Origin of the sequence: Gluconobacter sp. Dm-73 (assembly GCF_018256215.1) — a bacterium.
Lineage (GTDB): Bacteria > Pseudomonadota > Alphaproteobacteria > Acetobacterales > Acetobacteraceae > Gluconobacter > Gluconobacter cadivus.
In genome coordinates this window covers 259,242-281,765 of record NZ_JAERLW010000002.1, presented here as the reverse complement: position 1 = coordinate 281,765, position 22,524 = coordinate 259,242, and the positions used below count along the sequence as shown (strand labels likewise).

The 22,524-nt window shown below is 60.5% G+C and carries 23 protein-coding genes and 1 tRNA gene; 8 read left to right on the top strand and 16 right to left on the bottom strand.

The genetic code is table 11. The features are described from left to right. Positions 1-192: 192 nt before the first annotated feature. Positions 193-423 carry a hypothetical protein gene (locus JK176_RS03290; RefSeq protein ID WP_211586368.1) on the top strand — a complete coding sequence of 77 codons (231 nt, stop codon included), beginning with the start codon at positions 193-195 and terminating at the stop codon, positions 421-423. Here JK176_RS03290 and JK176_RS03285 read toward each other — a convergent pair. The 8 genes from JK176_RS03285 to JK176_RS03250 are packed head-to-tail and all read right to left on the bottom strand — an operon-like array spanning position 420 to position 8,247. Further along, positions 420-1,217, bottom strand: a complete 798-nt coding sequence (locus JK176_RS03285) for an MBL fold metallo-hydrolase (RefSeq protein WP_211586366.1) — start codon at positions 1,215-1,217, stop codon at positions 420-422. The two genes, JK176_RS03290 and JK176_RS03285, sit on opposite strands and share 4 nt — an antisense overlap. Continuing rightward, positions 1,214-1,999, bottom strand: a complete 786-nt coding sequence (locus JK176_RS03280) for a TatD family hydrolase (protein WP_211586364.1) — start codon at positions 1,997-1,999, stop codon at positions 1,214-1,216. The genes JK176_RS03285 and JK176_RS03280 overlap by 4 nt, the downstream gene beginning before the upstream one ends. Further along, positions 1,996-3,531, bottom strand: a complete 1,536-nt coding sequence (metG, locus tag JK176_RS03275; RefSeq protein ID WP_211586362.1) for a methionine--tRNA ligase — start codon at positions 3,529-3,531, stop codon at positions 1,996-1,998. The genes JK176_RS03280 and metG overlap by 4 nt, the downstream gene beginning before the upstream one ends. A gap of 30 nt (positions 3,532-3,561) precedes the next feature. Beyond that, positions 3,562-4,485: a DNA polymerase III subunit delta' gene (locus JK176_RS03270; protein WP_211586361.1), complete on the bottom strand. Its 924-nt coding sequence runs from the start codon at positions 4,483-4,485 to the stop codon at positions 3,562-3,564. Then, positions 4,482-5,126, bottom strand: a complete 645-nt coding sequence (gene tmk / locus JK176_RS03265; RefSeq protein WP_211586407.1) for a dTMP kinase — start codon at positions 5,124-5,126, stop codon at positions 4,482-4,484. The genes JK176_RS03270 and tmk overlap by 4 nt, the downstream gene beginning before the upstream one ends. 4 nt (positions 5,127-5,130) lie before the next feature. Continuing rightward, positions 5,131-6,405 (bottom strand): D-alanyl-D-alanine carboxypeptidase family protein, encoded by a 1,275-nt coding sequence (locus JK176_RS03260; protein WP_211586360.1) that lies wholly within the window; start codon positions 6,403-6,405, stop codon positions 5,131-5,133. After that, the gene (locus JK176_RS03255) at positions 6,402-7,286 is read right to left on the bottom strand and encodes a septal ring lytic transglycosylase RlpA family protein (RefSeq protein WP_249194144.1); all 885 of its coding nucleotides are present in this window, start codon (positions 7,284-7,286) and stop codon (positions 6,402-6,404) included. Before JK176_RS03255 ends, JK176_RS03260 begins: the two co-directional genes overlap by 4 nt. Beyond that, positions 7,240-8,247 carry a lytic murein transglycosylase gene (locus JK176_RS03250; RefSeq protein WP_211586359.1) on the bottom strand — a complete coding sequence of 336 codons (1,008 nt, stop codon included), beginning with the start codon at positions 8,245-8,247 and terminating at the stop codon, positions 7,240-7,242. Before JK176_RS03250 ends, JK176_RS03255 begins: the two co-directional genes overlap by 47 nt. 193 nt (positions 8,248-8,440) lie before the next feature. On the opposite strand from JK176_RS03250, the gene JK176_RS03245 reads away from it, so the two are divergent. Together JK176_RS03245 and JK176_RS03240 are read left to right on the top strand one after the other, a co-directional pair. Continuing rightward, complete coding sequence (locus JK176_RS03245) at positions 8,441-9,007, top strand: DedA family protein (RefSeq protein WP_211570078.1); 567 nt, start codon at positions 8,441-8,443, stop codon at positions 9,005-9,007. A gap of 5 nt (positions 9,008-9,012) precedes the next feature. Continuing rightward, positions 9,013-10,077, top strand: coding sequence for an ATP-grasp domain-containing protein (locus JK176_RS03240; RefSeq protein WP_194267724.1), 1,065 nt, complete (start codon positions 9,013-9,015; stop codon positions 10,075-10,077). A gap of 12 nt (positions 10,078-10,089) precedes the next feature. Here the strand turns inward: JK176_RS03240 and JK176_RS03235 are convergent, their stop codons facing one another. After that, positions 10,090-10,554, bottom strand: coding sequence for an MlaD family protein (locus tag JK176_RS03235; protein ID WP_099286401.1), 465 nt, complete (start codon positions 10,552-10,554; stop codon positions 10,090-10,092). A 158-nt stretch (positions 10,555-10,712) separates the two neighbouring features. On the opposite strand from JK176_RS03235, the gene JK176_RS03230 reads away from it, so the two are divergent. Continuing rightward, positions 10,713-11,555 (top strand): undecaprenyl-diphosphate phosphatase, encoded by an 843-nt coding sequence (locus JK176_RS03230; protein ID WP_194262042.1) that lies wholly within the window; start codon positions 10,713-10,715, stop codon positions 11,553-11,555. A gap of 38 nt (positions 11,556-11,593) precedes the next feature. Next, positions 11,594-13,135, top strand: coding sequence for an APC family permease (locus JK176_RS03225; protein WP_194262043.1), 1,542 nt, complete (start codon positions 11,594-11,596; stop codon positions 13,133-13,135). Here JK176_RS03225 and JK176_RS03220 read toward each other — a convergent pair. Continuing rightward, complete coding sequence (locus JK176_RS03220; protein ID WP_194267725.1) at positions 13,127-14,326, bottom strand: mechanosensitive ion channel family protein; 1,200 nt, start codon at positions 14,324-14,326, stop codon at positions 13,127-13,129. The two genes, JK176_RS03225 and JK176_RS03220, sit on opposite strands and share 9 nt — an antisense overlap. Before the next feature lie 215 nt (positions 14,327-14,541). On the opposite strand from JK176_RS03220, the gene JK176_RS03215 reads away from it, so the two are divergent. After that, positions 14,542-14,616: transfer RNA gene (locus JK176_RS03215), tRNA-Met, on the top strand. A gap of 75 nt (positions 14,617-14,691) precedes the next feature. Next, entirely contained in the window at positions 14,692-15,561 is an 870-nt protein-coding gene (locus JK176_RS03210; protein WP_211586358.1) for a glycosyltransferase family 2 protein, read from the top strand. Positions 15,562-15,622: 61 nt separating this feature from the next. On the opposite strand, the gene JK176_RS03205 is transcribed toward JK176_RS03210, so the two are convergent. After that, entirely contained in the window at positions 15,623-16,084 is a 462-nt protein-coding gene (locus JK176_RS03205) for a DUF4167 domain-containing protein (RefSeq protein WP_249194159.1), read from the bottom strand. A gap of 277 nt (positions 16,085-16,361) precedes the next feature. Further along, complete coding sequence (gene prmC / locus JK176_RS03200; protein WP_211586356.1) at positions 16,362-17,207, bottom strand: peptide chain release factor N(5)-glutamine methyltransferase; 846 nt, start codon at positions 17,205-17,207, stop codon at positions 16,362-16,364. Positions 17,208-17,237: 30 nt separating this feature from the next. Here prmC and JK176_RS03195 point away from each other — a divergent pair, with 30 nt between their 5' ends. After that, positions 17,238-17,708, top strand: coding sequence for a hypothetical protein (locus JK176_RS03195; protein WP_211586354.1), 471 nt, complete (start codon positions 17,238-17,240; stop codon positions 17,706-17,708). A 3-nt stretch (positions 17,709-17,711) separates the two neighbouring features. Here the strand turns inward: JK176_RS03195 and prfA are convergent, their stop codons facing one another. From prfA to JK176_RS03175, 4 genes are all read right to left on the bottom strand, one after another. Continuing rightward, entirely contained in the window at positions 17,712-18,773 is a 1,062-nt protein-coding gene (prfA, locus tag JK176_RS03190) for a peptide chain release factor 1 (protein ID WP_211586353.1), read from the bottom strand. A gap of 4 nt (positions 18,774-18,777) precedes the next feature. Then, a complete protein-coding gene (gene hisS, locus JK176_RS03185) occupies positions 18,778-20,025 on the bottom strand; it encodes a histidine--tRNA ligase (RefSeq protein WP_211586352.1) in 1,248 nt (415 codons plus the stop codon). Beyond that, a complete protein-coding gene (gene ispG, locus JK176_RS03180; protein WP_062031453.1) occupies positions 20,025-21,170 on the bottom strand; it encodes a flavodoxin-dependent (E)-4-hydroxy-3-methylbut-2-enyl-diphosphate synthase in 1,146 nt (381 codons plus the stop codon). Before ispG ends, hisS begins: the two co-directional genes overlap by 1 nt. A 91-nt stretch (positions 21,171-21,261) precedes the next feature. Continuing rightward, the gene (locus JK176_RS03175; protein ID WP_211586351.1) at positions 21,262-22,512 is read right to left on the bottom strand and encodes a helix-turn-helix domain-containing protein; all 1,251 of its coding nucleotides are present in this window, start codon (positions 22,510-22,512) and stop codon (positions 21,262-21,264) included. Positions 22,513-22,524: the final 12 nt, after the last annotated feature.

The following is a 22,524-nucleotide window of genomic DNA, read 5'->3' as shown; positions in this document are numbered from 1 at the left end:
GACATACAGGACGTCATAAAGACGAAGCTCGGATTATCCCATTATCAGGGAGCAGAAGTCGCGCTGGATGCAACAGGTCAGACGCAGCAATATCTTGTCTATTCCCGGGACAACAGATGGTGTGGAGCAAGCGGCGGCTGCACACTTTTCATTCTCACAGGGCATGCAGGCAAATGGAAACTTCTGTCACGCATGACACTGGTTCATCTGCCGGTTCGTATCCTGCCCGTTCTGTCTCATGGCTGGCACGATCTCGAAATTTCCTATTCTGGACAGTCGCCAGATGGGCGGCCTGCCCTCGTCCTAAGCCGCATGAGGTTTGACGGAAAACGATATCCGCTCAATCCCTCGCTTCCTCCAGCTGAACCACTCCCGCACGCAACAGGACAGAGTATTCTCTCGCCAGACAGCCCGGTCCATTAAGCCTGAAGTTCGAGAACCATTCCGTCATAGGCAGGCTCAACACCCTCGGGCAGTGTTTTACACAAGGTCTTATAGTCCATGTCCGGGCCCATATGGGTCAAAATGACGTGCTTCACCCCAAGCCGCTCGCGCCATTCCAGCACGCGTTCCAGCCAGGCATGGGCGAGGTGCGGGTCGTACTGGAAGCAGTCCACGATCCAGGTCTGCACCCCTTCGAGCAACGACAGGGCCTCGTCCGAAAGCGTTTCGACATCCGTGCTGTAGGCAAAATTACCGCAGCGTACGCCCAGAGACGTGATCCGCCCGTGACGCTGTTCGAAAATCTGAGCGTTAAGTCCGGGAAACGAAACCGTCTCTGCAGCCTGCACAATCCGTTCATCGAAGACCGGCCGATAGAAGTCTGGCCCCTTCCAAGGCGCGAATGCATAGGCATAGCGAAGGCGCAGCTCTTCGAGCACATCCTGTGTCGCCAGCAATGGCAGCGGCGTTCCGATCACGCGGTTGATGGCGCGCAATTCGTCCAGACCGCCGATGTGATCGCTATGCGGATGTGTATAGAGGACCGCATGAACATGGCTCAGGCCACAATTCAGCATCTGATCCCGAAAATCCGGCCCTGAGTCCACGAGAAGCCGAAACCCGCCCTCGCCTTCGATCACGATTGAGGAGCGGGTGCGACGGTTGCGCGGCTCGGCGGGGTCGCAGGCACCCCAGATCCCCGTCTGTGACCCCTCCTCGCCCCCGATCATGGGAACGCCAGCGGAGCCGCCACATCCCAGGATCGTCACCTTCATGCAGCGATCCTCGTGAACAGACGGCGGGCATTTTCGGTCGTAATCCGGGTGATTTCTGCTAGAGAAACGCCACGTTCCTCTGCCAGACGTGCTGCCGTATGCGCAACATAACCCGGCGTGTTGGGCTTTCCGCGTTTCGGAACGGGCGCAAGATACGGGCTGTCCGTCTCAACCAGAAGACGATCTTCCGGGACCATCCGTGCGACTTCACGGATTTCCTCGCATTTCGGGAAGGTCAGCAGGCCGGAAAAGCTGATATAGCCCCCCAGTTCCAGAGCCGCTTCCGCCAGTTTCGGACCAGATGCGAAGCAGTGAATCAGGAACGGAAACGCACCCTTCGCATGCTCTTCGTGCAGGATAGCGATCATGTCGTCATCGGCATTGCGGGTATGGATGACGACCGGCAGCCCTGTCTGGCGCGCAGCAGCGATATGGGTGCGGAAGGCGGCATGCTGGGCAGGTTTAGCCTCATCGCCGCTATGGAAATAATCCAGCCCGGTCTCCCCGATTGCCACGACGCAAGGCGCTTCGGTTTTGGCAATAAGCTCCTCAACCGAGGGCAGACGCTCCTCACCCGCATAATCCGGATGGATGCCGATCGCACACCAGATCCGCAAATCCGGCGTATCGTGCTGGGTTAGGGCAATCTGCGTGTCTGCTTTGGAAAAGCGCGTCCCGATCGTGATCATTCCGGACAGACCCGCTTCCCGTGCCTGCTCGAAAGCAGGCGCGAGATCGTCAAGCTTGTCCAGATGACAATGCGTGTCGATCAGTCCCGTCATGCCTCTTCCTCGACGAAGCGCGGAAACAGGCCTTCGGGCTTGGGAAGTGTGCGGCCAGCCGGGAGCAGCGTCTCAAGAGCGGCGAATGTCCGCTCGTCACCCTGCACGCCAAGCTGCGTGAGCATCTTGTCCATTGTGTTCGGCATGAAGGGCTGCAGCATGGTTGCAATGCCGCGGATCATGTCCACGAGGACGCGCAGCACATCCGCCATCCGCTCGGGATCGGTCTTTTTCAGAGCCCAGGGGGCCTGACGGTCGATGTAGGAGTTGGCGGCGCGGATGACCTTCCAGACTTCCTCCAGCGCATCCGTAATCGCCTTGCGCTCGATCTGTTCGGACATGATCGTCGGCAACAGCGTTGCCATCGCCAGCATGGCCTGATCGTCTTCGGTCAGAGTGCCACGCTCGGGCAAGATGCCGCCCAGATTGCGAGCCACCTGGCTCAGTGTGCGCTGGCACAGATTGCCAAGATCGTTGGCGAGTTCGACATTCGTCCGCGTGATCATAGAACGGCGGCTGAAATTGGAATCGCCGCCGAACGGCACTTCACGCATCAGGAAGAAGCGCAGCGCATCCAGTCCGAACTCGTCGGCTAGAGCCTTCGGATCAAGGACATTGCCGAGAGACTTGCTCATCTTCTCGCCCTCGACCGTCCACCAGCCATGGGCAAAGACGCTTTTCGGCAGATCGATGCCAGCTGCCATCAGGAACGCCGGCCAGTACACGCAATGGAAGCGCGCGATTTCCTTGCCGACGACATGAATGTCCGCAGGCCAGAACTTCGCACGGGGATCATCAAGATCGGGATAGCCCACGGCCGTCAGGTAATTCGCCAGCGCATCGAACCAGACATACATGACATGATCCGGATCGTTCGGGACCGGAACGCCCCATTTGAAGCTCGTGCGGCTGACGGACAGATCGCGCAGACCCTGACGGACGAAGCTTTCGATTTCACGACGCGGGCCGACGGGACCGATGAAGTCGGGATTGTCTTCATACAGCTTCAGGAGGCGGTCCTGAAAATCGGACAGACGGAAGAAATAGGACGGCTCCTTGACGCGCTCGACCGGCGCACCGGAGGGGGCCACGAATGTTCCATCGGGCTTCTTGACCAGTTCGTCTTCGCCGATGAAGGCTTCATCGCGCGTGGAGTACCAGCCTTCATAGGCGCCCAGATAGATATGCCCGTTCGCCGCAACCTTCTCCCAAAGCGCCTTGGCCGCACCCTTGTGGCGCTCCTCGGTGGTGCGGATGAACTCGTCGGTCGAGATCGCCATGTCCTTCTGCATCTGGCGGAAGGAGGCCGACACCTCGTCGGCATAAGCCTGCGGGTCCATGCCCTTGGCCACAGCGGTCTGCTCGACCTTCTGGCCGTGCTCGTCCGTCCCGCTGACGAACAGGACCTCTTCGCCATTCAGGCGATGAAAGCGCGCCAGAACGTCGGCCGCGATGGAGGTGTAGGCATGCCCGATATGCGGAGCGCCGTTCACATAGAAGATCGGGGTCGTGATGGTGAAGCGCCGCGTCATGTCCACTCGTTTCATAACGCCCTGACCATCTCAACTGCCGGAAGCGAGTTCCGCTGCCTGACGGATGGCCTGGGCCTTGTCCAGATTGAAGCCTTCGGTCTGACGCCTCAGCGTGTCCAGTTCAGAACACTGCCGCGCCGCCAGATCGGCCTTTGCAAGATCCCCATGTCGCGCTGCCAAGCGCGCACGGTCTGCCAGTCCTTCGCCTAGCAAATCGCAGAGCAATGCGAAACCTTCCGCTTCTTTTGCAATACGTTCGCTCAGGGCCATGGTTGCCGACGCACGCACCTGTCCGCCGAGGATTTCCGCCACAAATGCTGCAATCGCCCCGTCCCGGTCGTGCGAGAGAAAGAGCGCACGACCCGGTGATCCATGCGCGCGCGCCAGCACATCGACAGAGATGCCGGGCAGTGCAGCGCGCATATCCGCGTCGGACAGTGCAGACAATGTCAGTATGCGGCAGCGGCTGCGGATCGTGGGCAGGAGCGCACCCGGAGCAGACGTTGTCAGCAGCAGGACGCAGCGCGGGGGCGGTTCTTCAAGGATTTTGAGCAGGGCATTGGCTGCAAACCGGTTCAGATATTCCGCGCCGTCCACGATCACCACGCGCCAGCCGCCTTCGGTCGCTGTGTGATGCAGGAAGGTTTGCACAGGGCGCACATCTGCTGCCGTGATTTCGCCTCGCAGACGGCCTTTTTTCTCGTCCACGGCCCGCGAGATTTCCAGCAGGTCCCCGTGCGTGGAGGCTGCGATGCGCCGCGCGGGTGCCGAGTCCGGATTTTCCGCATTCAGCAGCAGTCGCGCCAGACGGAAGGCCAGCGTTGCCTTGCCAATCCCTGCCGGACCGCAGATCAGCCAGGCATGATGGAGCTTGCCGCTGGCCAGAGCCTGCCGAAACGTCGTTTCCGCCTCGCCGTGACCGTACAGACCCAGAGTGTGACGCGGATCGCTCACACGCCTTGAACCATCAGGCGGTCCTGCACCGCCCGCATAAGCGCCGCACTGACGGCTTCCGGCGTCTGGGCTGCGTCCACGCGTTTCACGCGCCCCGGATCAGCCGAGGCAATCGCTTCAAATCCGGCCAGAACGCGCTCGTGAAACGCTTCCGCCTGACCTTCGTAACGGTCCGTCTGCCCGCCCCGAGCACGAAGACGTGCGAGCGCCTCGGCCCGAGGCAGTTCCAGCATGAGCGTCAGATCCGGCTCGAAATTCACGAGTTTGCGCGCACCATTCAGGAACGCCAGAATCTCGGGCACGCCCTGCCCGACGCCATGGCCCTGATAGGCTAGCGTCGAATCATGGAAACGGTCACACACCACGATCTCCCCGCGCTCCAGAGCCGGGAGAATGGCGTTGTCCAGATGGTCCGAACGCGCCGCCATGTGCATCAGGATTTCCGCCCGCCAGGACAGATCAACCTTGCCGAACAGCAGCAGGTTGCGGATTTCTTCCGCGCCCGGCGTACCACCGGGCTCACGCGTCAGAAGAACCGTATGCCCCTCCGCGCGCAGGGCTTCGGCCAGAAGGCGGGCCTGCGTGGATTTCCCCGCGCCCTCACCGCCTTCGAGTGTGATGAACAGTCCTGTTCCAGCCATGCCCTTACTGCGCGGGGCCATGGCCCAGACGCGTCATGGCGCGGGCGACCAGTCCAAGTTTCGCAACCGATTCGCCAGCCTCAAGCGGGACGCGGATATCGGCCATGTTCGGGGCGGATATCACGAGCGCGCCACAAACCTGCCCCTTCGTCACCGGGGCGATCACCGGCGAGGCATAATCTACAGCGATATGCGAACGCTGCTGCCAGCCGACGGGCAGCGTCATGACGATATCGGCACCGGCGACGAGCGGAACCTGACGGTGTTCGCCCATCCACACGGGTGCGGAATCCACGACCTGCCCGCGACGGAACAGCGTGGCGTTCTCGAAATTCGCAAACGCCCAAGACATCAGACGCTCGCCTTCATGGGCGCGCTCGTTGCTCGACGCCGTACCGTTGATGACGACGATGACGCGGTTGCCGTTGCGCTTGGAACTGGCACAGAGACCAAAACCGCCCGCATCGGTATGACCGGTCTTCAGGCCGTCAGCGAGGCCCTTGTCAACCAGCACGTTCCGGTTGCCCTGACGGATGTGGTTGTAGGTGAATTCAAGCTCACCGAAATAATGGTAATATTGCGGGAAATCGCGGATCAGATGCGACGCCACTGTCGCGACATCGCGGGCCGTCATGTAGTGACCGTCCGCCGGAAGGCCCGTTACGTTGAGGAAGTGCGAGTTCATCATGCCGAGCTTCGGCGCTTCCTCATTCATCATCGCGACGAAGCGTTCTTCGGACCCGGCGATACCTTCGGCGAGTACGATGCAGGCATCATTGCCGGACTGGATCAGCATACCCTGAATGAGGTCGGACACCAGAACGCTCTGGCCCAGCGGCACGAACATCTTGGAGCCCTGCGTGCGCCAGGCTTTCTCGCTGACCGGCAGGCTCTGTTCCAGACGGAGACGCCCTGTCGCCAGCATGCCGAACACGATATAGGCCGTCATCATCTTCGTCAGCGAAGACGGTGCCATACGCTCGTCAGACGCCTTGTCGAGCAGGACGGCGCCCGTGTCGTAATCGACAACATAGGCCCAGCGCGCCACGGTATCGAACGGGCCGATCGGCGTGTTCGCGGGCGTTCCAGCCGGCGCGTCTACCGCAGAAGCCGCAGCAGCTTTCGCGGCGTGGGCCGCATGGTGGTGCGGGCGGGCAAACGCCTTCAGGGGTCCCGCAAAAGAAGCACAGGCCGCAATGCCTGCCACCCCACCGAAAAGAGAGCGTCTAGTCCGCACGTTCGTCCCCAGTTCCACGGCCTTCAGACAACGGGCCGTCATTCCACAATGATCCGCGCGCCCTCTACCCCGCACAGGCGGGTGTGGTCCAGTGCCGCATCGGCCTGTGCGATGTCGGCATAGGGTCCACCAAGAACGCGCCACTCCAGTCCCGCACCTTCGGAGGCGTGCAGAACCGTACCGTTACAGCGCAGGGCGACACCTGCCGCTGCCGCATGACCGGAAAATATTCCCATCAAGACATACAGCCCTGATGGCCCCGGACTGCCCTGCATCCATGTCGCGGGGAGCGGTCCAACGGCTACAGATGCTGTCGTCACGGACGAGTCGTTACCATAGACATGCGAAGACCCATCACTGAGCGATGTTTCGCGCACTTCGCCTACCGGTGCGGCAGAAATGCTTTGCGCAGCGGGTCTTTCCCCCAGCCCTTCCGCCAGTGTGCGGCTGGCCACTTCATCTTCAATCACCTCAACGGGTGTATCAGCGGTCATACCCAGCAGGTCAGCCGCTTTCGGAGAGAGTGCGATGATGCGCCCCTGCCCCTCTGGCCCACGATCCGTCAGGCGGATGCGAACGATGCGTCCGTTCAGCAGATTGCGGACGCTGACGATCGCGGGGAGCTGGAGCGTCTGATGCGCGCCCATCATGCTCTCCGCAGACCAGATTTCCCCGTCAGCGCTCAGGCCGGAAGCAGGCGCTTTCTGGCGCGTCGCCAGACCTGTCATGCGATAATCAAACTGCTCGCTTGGGTAAAACCATCCCTGTGCGCCATGCCACGCAGCACCCAGTTCGTAATGCGGATGCGCAACAGGCGCAGGTTCGTCGCGATGACACGCACCCAGAACCGGCAGAAGGGCCAGAACGGCCCCGCAATTACGCAGAAACAATGCCAGTCCCCAGAAGCCCGACGCCCAGCGCATAATAATCCGACGGGTTATACCGGCGGATCACGTTGAAGTTGTGATAGACCATGAAAGCCTGCGTTCCCGGACCATCGGGCTGCACGACAGCGCCCTTCACGTCCCGGCGCGAGAATGCCGTCCCGTCTGCCCGGCGCACGCCCAGCGCCATCCATTCCCCCAGTGTCCGCTGGCGGGTCCGACCGGTTTCATTTTTGTCGAGCGCTTTGGTGAGGATGATTTCCTGACCCCATGGTTCATTGACCTGCCAGCCGGACTTTCCGAGATAATTGGCGATGGACGCGAACACATCCGCTTCCGATGTCCAGATATTGCGCTTGCCGTCCCCGTCCCCGTCCGCCGCATAACGCAGATAGGCGCTGGGCATGAACTGCGCCTGCCCCATGGCTCCCGCATAGCTGCCGATCATGGCCGCAGGGGCGATATCGCCGTCATTGAGGATCTGGAGCGCTTTCATGAGCTCGTTACGGAAAAATGCCGAGCGTCGTCCGTCATAAGCCAGCGTCGCGAGTGCATCGATGACGGAATATGTCCCGTCATGCGCGCCAAAACCCGACTCGAGCCCCCAGATTCCCATAACGGCACGGTCATCGCATCCAAAGCGCGCGCTTACGGGAGACATCACGGACTGCTGGGCAGCATAGACGCTCCGGCCCTTCGCAAAGCGCGACTCCGGCAGAACGCGATCGCGATACTGCGCCCAGGTCAGGGTGAACTCCGGCTGGTGGCGGTCCAGCTTGAGGACGGAGGCATTGGGAGTGCGGGTCAGGGCGAGAGCCTGTGAGACGATCGACGGCGCGATCCCCTGTGCCAGAGCCTGCGTCCTCACACTGTCGAGAAAAGCGGCGTAACTCTGCGCTGGTGTCTGGGAGGCAGCCTGCGCTCTGGCAGAGGAAAGCCCCACTGCGGCGGAACCGGCAACGGAGGTCAGGGTAGCAAGCAGATGACGTCTTTGAAGCACGGTCAGGACCAGTCCCTTACAGGGAGAAATGATAGGGCACACGCTAGCAATCCGCAGCCCGGACCGCCAGCCTCGCCAGAACTCTGTCAGCACTCTCGCAGAGCATTCGCGCCGAAATATGGCACGGCAAGATTGTGGTTGGCGCGCTGGCGTGCGAAACCGGCGACTGAATGTTCATGGACTCTCCCCACTCATGATCGCCATCGGCCCCGCCATGGCCTCGCAGCCAGCATGGCTGAAGGCGGCCACCATCATTGTGGGCACCTTCATCCTTGAAGACGTGGCCACGGTGCTCTCCGCCATCGCGGCACGCGCGGGCGAGGTCAGTATTCCACTGGCTCTGGGCGCGCTTTATTTTGGCGTGGCGGTCGGAGATCTTGGCCTGTACGGCCTCGGGGCGGCAGGTGCGCGTTGGCCTTATCTCAGACGCTTTCTGACACTGCCGAAGCGCGAACGCACGCAGGACTGGTTCAGCACGAATGTCATCCGCATCGTCGCCATCTCCCGTTTCGTGCCCGGCGCAAGGCTTCCGCTTTATACCGCCTGCGGTTTTTTCCACGCCCCGTTCCTGCGTTTTGCCATAACCGCTGTTCTGGCTACGCTGGTGTGGACGACATGTCTTTTCCTGCTCGCCATGCGGGTTGGCGGCTGGCTTCTTGCCCATCAGGGCGGCTGGCGCTGGGCCGGACTGGCGGGGTTTGTCCTGTGTATCGTCGTCGTCGGGCATCTGATCGCCCGTCTCCAGACCGTGAGCAAATAACAGCAATGTCCAAGTCAGAAGCCGACCAGAACCCGCTTTCCCTTTTTGAATTCTGGCCCGGTTCCATCTTCTACACGCCCATCGTCCTGTACTGGATCGTCATGGGGATCAAATACCGTGATCTCAGCATCTCCACGGCCGCCAATCCGCGCATCGAAACGGGTGGCCTGTGTGGTGAGAGCAAATCGTCCATTCTCGATATGGGGGGCGCCACGGCGCAGTCCTTCATCGCGCCCTATGCCGTCTTCCGCAGCGGCAAAGGCGCGGACCATCGCGCGCTGGATGCCATGACGCGCAAGGACCTGTCCTTTCCCGTCGTCATCAAACCCGATATCGGCTGCAATGGCACGGGTGTGAAGCTCGTCCAGTCCCGCGAACAGCTTGAAACGGTTCTGCCGCAGTTTCCCGACGATGTGGACATGCTGGTTCAGGAACTCATCACCTATCCCGTCGAAGCCGGACTGTTCTATATCCGCCACCCCGACGAACCGCGTGGCCGCATCACCTCCATCACCTATAAGGAAGCTCCGGTCCTGACGGGCGATGGCGTGTCGACGATCGAGGAACTGATCCTGAGTGACGCGCGCATGAGCCTCGTCCCGCAGATCTACCTGCCGCGCCTTGCAGGTCGGGAAAAGAACGTCCTTGCCAAGGGCGAGGAGATGTCACTGGTTTTTGCAGGCAATCACTGCAAAGGGTCTGTCTTCCGGGATGGGCGCGCCGATACCACGGATGCGCTGACGGCCCGTCTGGATGCCATCATGCAGGACATCCCGGATTTCCATTTCGGGCGCGTGGATGTGAAAGCCGCCTCCATCGAAGACCTGCGTCGTGGTGAGAATTTCCGGATTATCGAAATCAATGGCGTCGGGTCTGAAGCCACCCATATCTGGGACCGGCGGACGACGCTCTGGGAAGCCTATCGCGCCCAGTTCTCCCATTACCGCCAGACCTTCCTGATCGGGGCCGCCAACCGGGCGCGAGGCTGGAAAACGTCCGGCGCGTTCTCGATGCTGCATTCCTGGCGCAAACAGCGTCGCCTGCTGGCGTCCTATCCTCTGAACGACTGACGAAAGCGGGCCTTACTGGCCCAACTTGCCACCACCGAAAATATAATTGCTGACCTGCTGCTCCAGAGAGAGCTGATCCTGCGTATCGGTAATCTTGCCCTCGCTGGAGAGCGTCGTGCGGGAATGACCCGGCTGGATCTGCAGGGCGTTGTCCGCCGTCATGGTCGGCGCACCGATTCCCACAGCCGTGTCCACCGGAAGATGCAAACGCTGGTCCACCGTAAAAGCGACATCCGCCATCTGCGTTCTGGGGTCGAGTTTAATGGACACGACGCGCCCCACCGGAACACCTGCGAGATCGACATTCGCACCCGTATGGAGCCCGTTCGCGGAATTGAAGGCGGCATGCAGGACGGAGCCCTGAAAATCCGGCCCCTTACGCAGGGCATTGCCGTAAGCGAGGAATGTTCCGGCAATCGCCAGAACCAGACCACTGGCCAGGATGGCGCCCCCGCGGCCGCTCAATGTTGACTGCATGCCAGCCTCGCCTTCCCGAAAATCTTGAACAGATCGGGAGTTAGTCCTCCCATGACCGACCGGTCAAGGCTACATCCGTGGTTGCGTCGATTGTAACCATCGGGCAAGTGATCTCTTTTCCGCCTTTGTAAACGAAGGCTTTCACCGAGACAGGCTCCATGACGCTTCTCCAAGCCCTCATTCTCGCCGTCGTCCAGGGAATTACCGAACCCTTTCCGGTAAGCAGCCTTGGTCATGCCGTTCTACTTCCTGCGCTTCTGCACTGGGATCTGGATGAGCACGCACCGACATTCCTGCCGTTCCTGACCATGCTTCATGTCGGAACGCTGGTCGCACTGGCGGGTGTGTTCTGGAAGGACTGGGTGGCTATTCTGACCGGAATGATGGGCCGTCATGGTCGCCACGCCCAGATGGATGCGATTCGGGTCTTCCTGCTCCTCGTCATCGCCACCATTCCCGCCGTACTGGTCGGCTGGCTTCTGGAGCATCGTCTGCGGAATGTTTTCGGCTCCCCCATCGCTGTCGCGGGTTTCCTGATCCTCAATGGCTTCCTGCTGATGGCGACTGAGTGGCTCCGCCGCCAGAAAGGCCAGCGCGACCATCGACCCATTTCGACACTCGCTCCAAAAGACGCCGCCATCATCGGCATCTGGCAGTGCCTTGCCCTTCTGCCCGGCCTGTCCCGCTCCGGTGCCACCATGAATGGCGGTCTTCTGCGGGGTCTGGACCACGAAACGGCCGCGCGCTTCTCCCTGCTGATGGCCCAGCCCATCGTGCTGGCTGCCACGGTCCGTGAAGCCTGGCAGATGCGCCACATGACGATCTCCCATGATGTCATGGTGCAGTGCGTCGCAGGTGCCATCGTCGCCGGAATCACCGCACTGATCTGCTCGCTCCTCATGCTGCGTTTCTTCCGCAACCATGACGGCTGGGCGCTCACACCCTTTGGTGTCTACTGCATTGTGGCCGGGGCGTTTTCCGCTGCCGTCATTCTTCTCTGAACTTCCCAGCCGCCGTTTTTCGCGGCACATTACGGATCATGCCAGCATCGATACAATCTCCTCCTGACGTTTCCGGATCAGGTCGCCGGAAGACCCTTGAACAGGTCCTGTTCGAAAACGATACGAACGGCCTCAAGCGCAGCCTGACGGCGACCCAACTGGTCATTCTTGGCGTCGGGTCCACGATCGGCGCTGGCATCTATGTCATGACCGGCACGGCGGCGGCCGAATATGCCGGTCCGTCCGTTCTGATCTCTTTCGTCATTGCCGCCCTCGCCTGCCTGTTCACCGCGTTTTCCTATGGCGAACTGTCTTCGACGCTCCCTGTATCGGGATCGGCCTATTCATACGCCTATATCTCAATGGGCGAAAAAGTGGCCTGGATGGTCGGCTGGCTGCTGCTTCTGGAATACGGCATCTCGTGTTCTGCCGTTGCCGCCGGTCTTTCAGGCTATGCCAGCTCCCTTCTGGGCATCACCGGCTTTCATATTCCTGCGGCTTTGACCCATGCCACACTTCAACCCGTTGCAGGCACGGCTGGAGCGCAGATCAGCGCAGGATGGCGCTTCGACCTGATCGGCTTCGTAGCAACGCTTCTCGTCACGGCCCTGCTCGTGCGCGGCATTGAGGAATCAGCCCGCGTCAACACCATGATCGTGGCGCTCAAGGTCGGCGTTCTGTTCGTCTTCGTGGCGTTTGGGATCGGTGCCATCAATCCGGCAAACTGGCATCCGTTCATTCCCCCCAGCGAAGGTGGGTTTCATTATGGCGTGCGCGGCATCTTTCGTGCGGCCTCGGTCATTTTCTTTGCCTATGTCGGGTTTGAAGCTGTTTCCACCGCTTCTGCCGAGGCCCGCAATCCCACGCGTGACGTGCCGATCGGCATTATCGGAAGTCTGCTGATCTGTACGGTCGTCTATATGATCGTCGCCACGGTCCTGCTCGGGATCGTACCCTATCGTGAACTGGACGTACCGGATCCGCTCGCAATTGCCGTGAAGATCATGCACACGCCCTGGCTGGCGCTGCTGGTCAATGTTGGGGCCACGATCGGTCTGTGCTCGGTACTGATGGGACTGATGTATGCCCAGTCCCGCGTTCTGCTGACCATCAGCCGCGACGGCCTGATCCCGCAGATCTTTTCCGTCATCCATCCTCAGCTCCGCACGCCGTGGATCGGCACGATCGTGCTTGGCCTTGTTGTTGCCCTCATCACCGCGACACTGCCGATCGACATCATCAGCGACCTCGTGTCCATCGGAACAGCGGCTGCGTTCGGAATTGTGTGCTTTACCGTGATCTGGCAACGCAACACACGGCCGGACATTGTTCGCCCCTTCAGTGTCCCGCTGGGCGGTATCCGTATCCGCGGGTTCTGGATCGGTACGACACCTGCGCTGGGCATTCTGTTCTGTCTGGTGATGACCATCCCGTTGGTTTCAGACATGGTCAGCGCCGTCAGAAGCGGCAATCCGGTGCCATTGGTCCTTCTGGTGACCTATCTGGTTCTGGGCGTCGCAACATACGTCTTCTACGGCCGCAGACACTCAAAAATGCGCCCGGGACTACCTTTAGTCTGACGACATCGACGCACTGCTCATTCCGGGCCCCATATAACTTCCCGGTGGCGGGCGTCCGATCGGGGGCGCCATCTGCTCCCATGGGTCCTGCCCGCCCGGACCGGGGGGCATCATGGAAAAACGCGAACGCGGGAGTGCTTCGGGGCATTCATCGCGGATCCGGGCGATGATCTTCTCGCGAATATCACACCGCAGATCCCAGCTCTGAAGCGCCGTCCGTGCGCTGGCGATGATACGGATGGACATGACATGCGCGTTGCAGTCGGCCACCTGCACGTCGAACACACGCCCATCCCAAAGCGGGCAGCCCCGCACGATCTCATTCAGCATCTCGCGGATTTTATCCATCGGCGCTTGATAATCGACCCACAGGAATACCACGCCGATAATGGCTGCTGAATTATGCGTCCAGTTCTCGAACTGGTTCTCCAGAAAATACGAGATCGGCACGATATGTCGCCTCCAGTCCCAGACACGCAGCACCACATAAGTCGCGTTAATTTCTTCCACCCAGCACCAGTCGCCATTGATGATGATCAGGTCTTCCATCCGGATCGGCTGCGTCAGCGCAATCTGTACGCCAGCAATCAGGTTCGTCAGAAGCCCGCGCGCTGACAGGCCGACGATCAGGGACGCCGCACCCGCTGAGGCAAACAGTGACAGTCCGTACTGCTTGACGGACGGGAACAACATCAGGGCCGATGCCACCGTTACAATCCCCACCAGAATCTCTGTCAGCCGCCGCAGGACGCGGATCTGCGTCTGGTGCGAACGGATCATGATGTCGTCGGTCTGCTCCCGCGATGCGAGGCGGTTGAGATAGACCTCCGTCATGATACGGAAGACCATGATTGCCGAGAAACCAAAGGTCAGGATCAGCAGAAACAGCAAAAAGAGCTGAAAGTTATCTTCCTGTGCCGCCGTAAAGCCTGTTGCAGCCGGGAGCGCTGACAGCATGGCCAGCAGGGCGACCATCAGCCGCGTCGGTCTGCGGAGGGACGAAACAATACGCCGGATCAACGCGGCCTTGCGCGATCCGGGGATTTTCAGAAGCTGTGTCGTGACAAGATTGCCGCAATAGAACGCCAGCACCCCCACCACCACAAGCATCAACACCGAAACGACGGACGCTGGAAGCCAGGTGAAATAGGATCTTATGGCAAACAGAGTGCTGACAAAATGCTGCATCACCAGATGAAAGACTCCTTGCATCGAAAGAAACTGGAAAAGCCCTGAAGGCCGGATTGATTGGAAAACCGTGATACCTCAAATGCCACGGGCAGCCGCAGGATGGCGACCCGTAAAAAACATCTTATTTTATGCCGCATTTTCCTGAACCTAACGTGTTGACACCCGGAAAGATCCCCCTTAAAACCCCGCCACAACGCCGGTTTGACCGGCAGGATGGCGGTGTAGCTCAGTGGTAGAGCAGGGGAATCATAATCCCTTGGTCGGCGGTTCAAATCCGTCCACCGCTACCATTCTTTTCCCGAAAAAGTCGTTTTTTCCTGATCCAGACGCTGCTGCGTGGGGTCATTTCCTGTAGTCTGCGGGACATGATCAAAAAGCCCCTCGCCGTCGTGACCATGGTTTATAATGAACCGGAGCATCTTCAGGTCTGGCGGCGTCATTATGGCGCACAGGTTGGGGAAAGCGCCTGTTACATCATCGATCACGGGTCAGATGACGGATGTACAACACATCTCGGACAGGTGAATGTCGTTCGAATTCCCCGCTCTCCACAGGACGATGAACGCCGCACCCGGGCGGTCGGAAAATTCTGTGACAGTCTGCTCGAATGGTATGACAGCGTCATCTATACGGATGTGGACGAAATCCTCCTCGCTGACCCCGCTTTCGTCCCGTCCCTGACTGAATTCGCGCTGCTGAACCGAAGCCCCGTGGTCACAGCGACAGGCTTTGACGTCATCCACCGTCCGGATGAGGAAGGCCCGTTCGACTACAGCCGTCCCGTCTCTTTACAACGCCGCCATCTCCGCTTTTCGAGCGCGATGTGCAAACCGGTCCTCACCCGCATTCCCATCACCTGGGCTCCGGGTTTCCACTGCTGCGAAGAAGCGGTTCCCAGCCTCGCCGCTCCTCTTTTCCTGTTCCATCTGCGTTATGCTGATCTGGGTTCGGGTCTGGCGCGGCTGGAGCGGACCCGCAGGCAGCCCTGGGTCTCGGAAGACGTTGGACGTCATCAGCGCCTCGACAATGCGGACTGGGAAAATATGCTGCTTGGAATGGCAGGACTACCCAGAACGGAAAGCACGCTCGACCATCGGGACGCGCGCCTCATGCACTGGCGCCAGCAGGTCGAGGACAGCACCCAGACGCGTCTGAACGACCTCTACCGGCTTGATCTGCATCTGAGCGGAACAGAACTCTGGCGCCTGCCAGACCGCTTCGTAGGGCGCGTCTGAGGCACAAAAAAAACCGGCTCCTTGCGGGCCGGTCTTTTTGAGGCGCTGAAGACAGAACGTCTTATTCTGCTTCGACTTCCGCCGTACGACGATCATGGTCTTCATCGGAGGAACGCTCCGAAGCGTAGTCCCCTTCCTGCTCGGATGACGGGGCCTCGTCTTCACCACGCTCACCGCGTGCCTCACGACGGTCTTCGTAAGCCCGCTGCCGCTGTTGCTGGCGTTCGTTACGTTCCTGCTGGCTTTTCTCAGCGGCCTGATTCATGGCGTTGAGAATACGGAAATAATGCTCCGCATGCTGGAAATAGGCTTCTGCAAGAATGCGGTCGCCAGTTCCGGTTGCGTCGCGGCCAAGCTGGAGATACTTCTCGAACAGCTGCTGCGCCGTACCGCGGACCCTGAGATCAGGCCCGTTACTGTCAAACACATGGTTGCGGTTCAGAGGTGTCTGGGCATTACTGCTGCTACGTGACGGCCCACTGCCCGCACGATGATGCCGGCCTCTTATGCGCTTCATATTCATCGACCCGTGATGCACTTTCATGATGACGTGGACCGTTCTGCAAGCACAGAAAGTTCCGACCGCCGCTATCGAAAAAGACGTCTGTCTGTTCCGCTATGGCTGAACCCGGCTCAGCCAGTCTTCCATCGTCAGTGCAGAATGACGTGAACGATGGGCAAAGATACGCCTGAAAGTGTCTGTAAAACACCTTCAAATTCGTATGCATTGGCTTTAGCCATACCAAGTTCCGTCAGTCAAGCCAACGGTTTTTCGTTATCTCACGCCACTGTCTGCCTTCTTATGCAGGCAAATGCAGAACCAGCGCTCTGTCCACCCCCCCCAGATCTTTCCGGCGCCCTACGTCCCGCAGTCCGTTTTGCACTCCAAGCGCAGACACGTCGTCGATCTGCCCGATCCCCATCTCAAAGATGGCATGTCCTCCCGGCACCAGCAGATCCGGCAGGGCGGCACACAGAATACGATACGCCTCAAGCCCGTCTGCCCCGCCGTCAAGAGCCCGCGCAGGTTCATAGCGCACAACTTCGGGCATCAGATCCGACAGATCACCGGTCTCGATATAAGGCGGATTAGAGAGCACGATATCGAACCGGGCATTCAGGGCTTCCGCCCAGCTTCCGGCGAAAAAAACGCTCCGTGGCCCAAGCCCGGTACGAACGGAATTGCGTCGCGCCAGAGCTGCCGCCTGAGGAGATAAATCGACGCCTACGCCTGTTGCCTGCGGGTATTCCGACAGGGCGGCGAGCAGCAGACAACCCGTCCCCGTGCCCAGATCCAGAATGGACAGCGGTGCATCCCGATCAGGGTGGATATCCAGTAACGCTTCGATCAGGGCCTCGCTGTCGGCACGGGGGATCAGCGTGTCACGCCCAGTCTCCAGATCCAGTGTCCAAAAACCCGTCTCGCCCGTGATGAACGCCAGAGGCTCCCGGTTCAGTCTGCGCCTCAGGGCATCGGCGAATCGTATCTGCTGGACGTCATCCACGCCATCCAGAGACAGCAATCCACCCAGATCCCGTCCTGTTGCCCAGCACAGCAGAAGCCGCGCTTCGCGACGCGCATCCTCAATCCCGGCCTGCTCCAGCGCCTGTGAGGCCTCGCGCAAAAGATCATCTTTGGCCATCATCTTCAAAGCGAACCTGCTATAGTTGGTGTCATGACGTCCAAACGTGCGCTCCTCTTTTCCGCCCTGCTGCTTGGCTGTACACTCACGCCTGTTCAGGCGCAGTCAGAACTGTCCAGGGAACTGCCCCCGTCCTTTACGGTAACGGACGAGCGTGCGCCCGAAGAAATTTCGGAAGTCTCGCGCCTCTATCTGGATGGCAATCTGGTTGCAACATTCAGACTCGGGCTGTCCAAGGCCCATGAGACGCAGACCATCGCGCTTCCGGTTGGCCGGTCCGATGTGGATTACGCCCTGTGCGGGGAAATCACCATTGTACGCAATGGCCATCAGGAAACCCATCAGGTGAGCAGCGAGGGGCAGCTCCACCATCCTGAAGGCCATTCCCTAGACGCTGTGGGCAGCAACAATTTCACGGACTTCTTTCTGGTCGATTACGACGATGCCGCTGTCGCAACCCATCGGCATGGCCGCGCTGCCGTTTGTGCCACACCCAACACCTGAAGCTTAAAAGCCTGCTGCAGCGAGCAGTTCCGTCTGTTCTTCCCGGGTCAGGGCGTCGATGATCTCGTCGAATTCACCGCTCATGATCCGGTCGATCTTGTAGAGCGTCAGATTGATCCTGTGGTCCGTCACGCGACCCTGCGGAAAATTATAGGTCCGGATGCGCTCCGAACGATCCCCCGTCCCGACCTGTGATTTCCGGTCTGCTGCCCGGGTAGCATGAAGCTGTGCACGCTCGCGTTCGTAAAGCCGCGCGCGCAGGATCTTCAAAGCTTTGGCCTTGTTCTTGTGCTGGCTTTTCTCTTCCTGCATCGCCACCACGATCCCGCTGGGCATATGCGTAATGCGGACTGCACTTTCGGTCTTGTTGACGTGCTGACCACCCGCACCTGACGCCCGATAAACGTCAATCCGCAGGTCATCGTCATTGATCGTGACATCAACCTCTTCGGCTTCCGGCAGCACAGCGACGGTCACGGTCGAGGTATGGATGCGGCCCTGATTTTCGGTCGCCGGAACGCGCTGCACGCGATGCACGCCGGATTCGTATTTCAAGCGGGCAAAAACCGAGCGGCCTGAAATGGTCGCCATGCCTTCCTTCAGGCCTGCGACTTCATTTTCGGAATATTCCATGACTTCGAAACGCCAGCCATTCTGTTCCGAAAAGCGGCGATAGGCATCGAAGAGTTCCGCGGCGAACAAACCAGCCTCGTCGCCGCCAGCGGCAGGTCGGATTTCAAGAATGGCGCTGCGCTCATCCGCCGCATCTTTCGGCAGGAGTACCAGACGGAGCGCATGCTGGAGATCGGGCAGGGTCGCCTCGATCTCCGCCAGTTCCATCTGCGCCAGTTCACGCATTTCCGGGTCATCGAGCAGAGCCTGCGCCCCGGCTTTCTGCTCTTCCGCGCTTTTCCAGGCCTGAATGGACGCGACCACCGGTTCCAGTTCGGCATATTCCTGCGACAGACGGGTGAAATCCTCACCCGTCAAATCGCCGGAAGACATCAGGGCCTGAACTTCCTCCGAACGCGCGACAATCCGCTCAAGCCTGTCGTCAAATGCCATACGCTCAGGCGCGTCCTGCGCTCAGGAGCCGCACAAGGTCCGTAACCGGAACTTCCTGCTGCTCGCGGCTGGACAGATCCCGAAGCTGAACGACGTCCTTGGCGATTTCCTCATCGCCCAGAACAATCGCATGAGACGCGCCGGACTTCACCACGCGCTCCATCCGCTTTTTGAGATTGCCGCGCGTTTCGATTTCGGCCCTCAATCCCGCAGAACGCAGCGTGCGTGCAATGGACGCAGCCTTGAGAACAGCCGGATCACCCATAGGCACCAGCGTAATTCCCGCCGGAAGCTCCGGTGCGCTGTCCAGCAGCATTGCAAGACGCTCGATTCCGCCAGCCCAACCGATTGCCGGGATGGCCGGACCGCCCATCTGCTCGACCAGTCCTTCATAACGACCACCGGCCAGTACGGTGCCCTGAGCCCCGAGCTTCGAGGTCACGAACTCGAACGCTGTATGGCTGTAATAATCAAGACCACGGACGATACGCGGGTTTTCAACGAAGTCCACGCCGAATGCCTGAAGGCTGTCGCGCAATGTGTCCCAGAACTGGCGGGACTCATCGTTCAGATAATCTGCAAAGGCCGGGGCGTCGTCGAGAAGTTTGCGGTCCTGCTCGGACTTGCTGTCCAGAATCCGCAGCGGATTGGCTTCGAGCCGGACCCGGCTCTCTTCGGACAGCGCATCGGCATGATCGCGGAAATAGGCGACCAGAGCTTCGCGCCAGGCCTGACGGCTGGCCAGATCACCAAGCGTATTGAGTTCCAGCGTGACGTGATCGCCCAAACCAAGCTCACGCAGGATATCCTGCGCCATGGCGATCGTCTCGGCATCGCGCAGCGGACTTTCCGCACCGATCAGTTCCGCACCGATCTGATGGAACTGGCGGTAGCGTCCCTTCTGCGGGCGTTCGTAGCGGAACATCGGCCCGTGATAGAACACCTTCTGCGGCAAAGACTGCGTCAGACCGTTCGTAACAAGCGCGCGGCAGATCGCCGCCGTGCCCTCGGGACGCAGGGTGATGCTCTCACCGCCGCGATCCTCGAACGTATACATCTCCTTGGACACGACATCGGACGTCTCGCCGAGTGTGCGCGAAAAGACGCGCGTGTCCTCGAAGATGGGCGTGCTCCACTCCTCGAACCCATAGGTCCGCAGAACCCGGCGCGCCGTCTCCACGACATGGTGATGGCGGCGCATCGTCTCGCCGATGAGGTCGTGGGTTCCGCGGGGGGGCTGAAGTCCGGACATCAGTGCGCTGCCGGGTCCATCTGCTTGGCCGTGGAGGCCTCGACCTTGCCCGCTTCGATGTCTGCGACCTTCTTTTCCACGAGGTCCACGATATGCTCGATCATGTCGCCACCCGGCATCGTGTGATCCTGACGACCGGCCGCATAGACCATGTGACGGCCATTGCCGCCACCGGTCACGCCGAGATCGGTCATCAGTGCCTCACCGGGGCCGTTCACCACGCAGCCGATGATGGACAGCGTCAGCGGCGTCTTGATGTGCTGGAGGCGATCTTCCAGCGTCTGGACCGTCTCGACGACATTGAAGCCCTGACGGGCACAGGACGGGCAGGAAATGATCTTCACACCGCGATGACGCAGGCCGAGGGACTTCAGGATATCCCAGCCGACCAGCACTTCCTCTTCCGGAGCAGCCGAGAGCGACACACGCATCGTGTCACCCACGCCAGCCCAGAGCAGATTGCCCAGACCGATGGACGACTTCACGGTGCCTGCACGCTTGGAGCCTGCCTCGGTGATGCCGATATGCAGCGGGTGATCACAGCAATCCGCAAGCTGCTGATAGGCCGCAACCGCCATAAACACGTCGGAGGCCTTCACGCTGATCTTAAACTCGTGGAAATCGTGATCCTGAAGGATTTTCGCATGTTCCAGAGCGCTCTCGACCAGCGCTTCGGGGTTGGGTTCACCGTATTTTTCGAGCAGATGCTTTTCCAGAGACCCGGCGTTCACGCCAATGCGGATGGAGCAGCCATAATCCTTGGCGGCGTTCACGACTTCCCGCACGCGCTCGGCGCTGCCGATATTGCCCGGGTTGATTCGCAGGCACGCAGCACCGGCCTTCGCGGCCTCAATGGCGCGCTTGTAGTGGAAATGGATGTCCGCAACGATGGGGACGTTCACTTCACGGACGATTTCCGCAAGAGCCTCGGTGCTGGCCTCGTCCGGACAGGAGACGCGGACGATGTCCACACCAGCCAGTTCGGACAGGCGGATCTGGTCGATCGTGGCTTGTGCGTCCGACGTCAGGGTGTTGGTCATGGTCTGCACGGAAATCGGGGCATCACCACCGACCGCGACCTTGCCGACATGGATCTGGCGCGACTTGCGACGTTCGATGTGCTGATACGGACGGTAGCTGCTCATGATTTACCTCTTCGTGCCCGGTGGAAACCGGAAGCTCTGACGCAGGGGGCTGTATTCAGGGACACTGAGCCCCCCTGACGGATATAAGGGTTTAATGCGGTGGCGACGATTGTTCCAGCGGCTGATGTTCAAGCTGCCGGGCATTCAGGTCATCGGCTGAAACGTCGTGCTCCGGCGGTGGGGCTTTGTGCGTCACAGGTACCGGAGCCGGTTTTGCGGCCACAGGCGGCACTACGGCCGGTACACCCATAGCCGAAGTTTCTGCGGGAGGACTGGGCTGAACCGGGAGGGCCACACCCGATCCGAATGAGCCGGAGCGAATGGCATCGGCCGTCACCTCGACATTGCGACGGACCTGCCCTTCCCGGCCCAGAGGCGCACTGGTCGCCCCTGCCGTGGTCAGAACCACACCACCCGCATTGCCGAACGACATGCGGAACGGAGCGCCCGCCGGATCACCCTGCCAGCTTTCGCCCGGCTGCATGACGCGCGAGATCAGAACATGTCCGTCCTTGTCCCGGACCTGCGTCCAGACGTGCGACAGTGCTCTCACGACGACAGCCCCTTCTGGAACAGCCGGGGGCAGATCTGTGGCGGGTTGTCCGGGTGTCGGGATTTTTTCAGGCGCAACGGTCTCAGCCGCGGACGTCTGGCCAGTTGCATCACCTTCATCAGGAGGCGGAGCCGGTGGTACAGCCTGTTCCGGTGCAGACGCAGGCAGGTTTTGCGGAACCGCAACCGTCTGCACAGGGCTGGAAACTGTTGGCGGCCCAGCAGGAGTAGGCGACGCAACGACCGGAGCATGAGGTTCGGGCGTGGGTGCCTGTCCGGGCATGACGGAGGCGACCTGTGGGGAGGTCGTGGCAGGAGTTGCCGCACCCGGCATCAGTTCTGCCACGGCTGGAACCTGACGCTGCGCCGGTGTGTCATGTGCGGTAAAACGGTACCAGCCGACATAGGCCACAGCCACGACCACCAACCCGGCGCCCACCAGCACACCAACAGGCAACCCCCGATCCCCTTCGGGTTGCGGGAAAACCAGCTCCGTCTTGCGTGTCACCGCCCCACGCGTATCGCGCCGGAAACGCTCGACCAGCGCGTCCGCATCAAGCTGCATGGCATGTGCGTAAGTCCGCAGGAAGCCGACGGCATAAGCCACACCCGGCAGCCCCGAAAGATCGTCCGCTTCAAGCGCTGCCAGAAGCTTCGGGCGGATTCGCAGCCATTCCGCCACGTCTTCCAGCCGCCATCCCAGTTCCTCGCGACGCTCGCGCAGCACCTTTCCAACACTGGGCTGGTCAGAAGACTGCGACAACGGGCGGCTGGAGGGCGGAGAGGACATGACCGGATGATC

What these genes read in the sequence shown, in the direction of transcription:
- JK176_RS03240 (WP_194267724.1), top strand. Translation starts at nt 9,013, where the DNA reads ATGTCCAAGTCAGAAGCCGACCAGAACCCGCTTTCCCTTTTTGAATTC.
- JK176_RS03290 (WP_211586368.1), top strand. Translation starts at nt 193, where the DNA reads ATGACACTGGTTCATCTGCCGGTTCGTATCCTGCCCGTTCTGTCTCAT.
- JK176_RS03175 (WP_211586351.1), bottom strand. Translation starts at nt 22,512, where the DNA reads ATGTCCTCTCCGCCCTCCAGCCGCCCGTTGTCGCAGTCTTCTGACCAG.
- JK176_RS03230 (WP_194262042.1), top strand. Translation starts at nt 10,713, where the DNA reads ATGACGCTTCTCCAAGCCCTCATTCTCGCCGTCGTCCAGGGAATTACC.
- ispG (WP_062031453.1), bottom strand. Translation starts at nt 21,170, where the DNA reads ATGAGCAGCTACCGTCCGTATCAGCACATCGAACGTCGCAAGTCGCGC.
- JK176_RS03255 (WP_249194144.1), bottom strand. Translation starts at nt 7,286, where the DNA reads ATGCGCTGGGCGTCGGGCTTCTGGGGACTGGCATTGTTTCTGCGTAAT.
- metG (WP_211586362.1), bottom strand. Translation starts at nt 3,531, where the DNA reads ATGACGCGGCGCTTCACCATCACGACCCCGATCTTCTATGTGAACGGC.
- JK176_RS03260 (WP_211586360.1), bottom strand. Translation starts at nt 6,405, where the DNA reads ATGACGGCCCGTTGTCTGAAGGCCGTGGAACTGGGGACGAACGTGCGG.
- prmC (WP_211586356.1), bottom strand. Translation starts at nt 17,207, where the DNA reads ATGATGGCCAAAGATGATCTTTTGCGCGAGGCCTCACAGGCGCTGGAG.
- JK176_RS03195 (WP_211586354.1), top strand. Translation starts at nt 17,238, where the DNA reads ATGACGTCCAAACGTGCGCTCCTCTTTTCCGCCCTGCTGCTTGGCTGT.
- JK176_RS03245 (WP_211570078.1), top strand. Translation starts at nt 8,441, where the DNA reads ATGATCGCCATCGGCCCCGCCATGGCCTCGCAGCCAGCATGGCTGAAG.
- JK176_RS03210 (WP_211586358.1), top strand. Translation starts at nt 14,692, where the DNA reads ATGATCAAAAAGCCCCTCGCCGTCGTGACCATGGTTTATAATGAACCG.
- tmk (WP_211586407.1), bottom strand. Translation starts at nt 5,126, where the DNA reads ATGGCTGGAACAGGACTGTTCATCACACTCGAAGGCGGTGAGGGCGCG.
- prfA (WP_211586353.1), bottom strand. Translation starts at nt 18,773, where the DNA reads ATGGCATTTGACGACAGGCTTGAGCGGATTGTCGCGCGTTCGGAGGAA.
- JK176_RS03235 (WP_099286401.1), bottom strand. Translation starts at nt 10,554, where the DNA reads ATGCAGTCAACATTGAGCGGCCGCGGGGGCGCCATCCTGGCCAGTGGT.
- JK176_RS03225 (WP_194262043.1), top strand. Translation starts at nt 11,594, where the DNA reads ATGCCAGCATCGATACAATCTCCTCCTGACGTTTCCGGATCAGGTCGC.
- JK176_RS03205 (WP_249194159.1), bottom strand. Translation starts at nt 16,084, where the DNA reads ATGAATATGAAGCGCATAAGAGGCCGGCATCATCGTGCGGGCAGTGGG.
- JK176_RS03285 (WP_211586366.1), bottom strand. Translation starts at nt 1,217, where the DNA reads ATGAAGGTGACGATCCTGGGATGTGGCGGCTCCGCTGGCGTTCCCATG.
- JK176_RS03280 (WP_211586364.1), bottom strand. Translation starts at nt 1,999, where the DNA reads ATGACGGGACTGATCGACACGCATTGTCATCTGGACAAGCTTGACGAT.
- hisS (WP_211586352.1), bottom strand. Translation starts at nt 20,025, where the DNA reads ATGTCCGGACTTCAGCCCCCCCGCGGAACCCACGACCTCATCGGCGAG.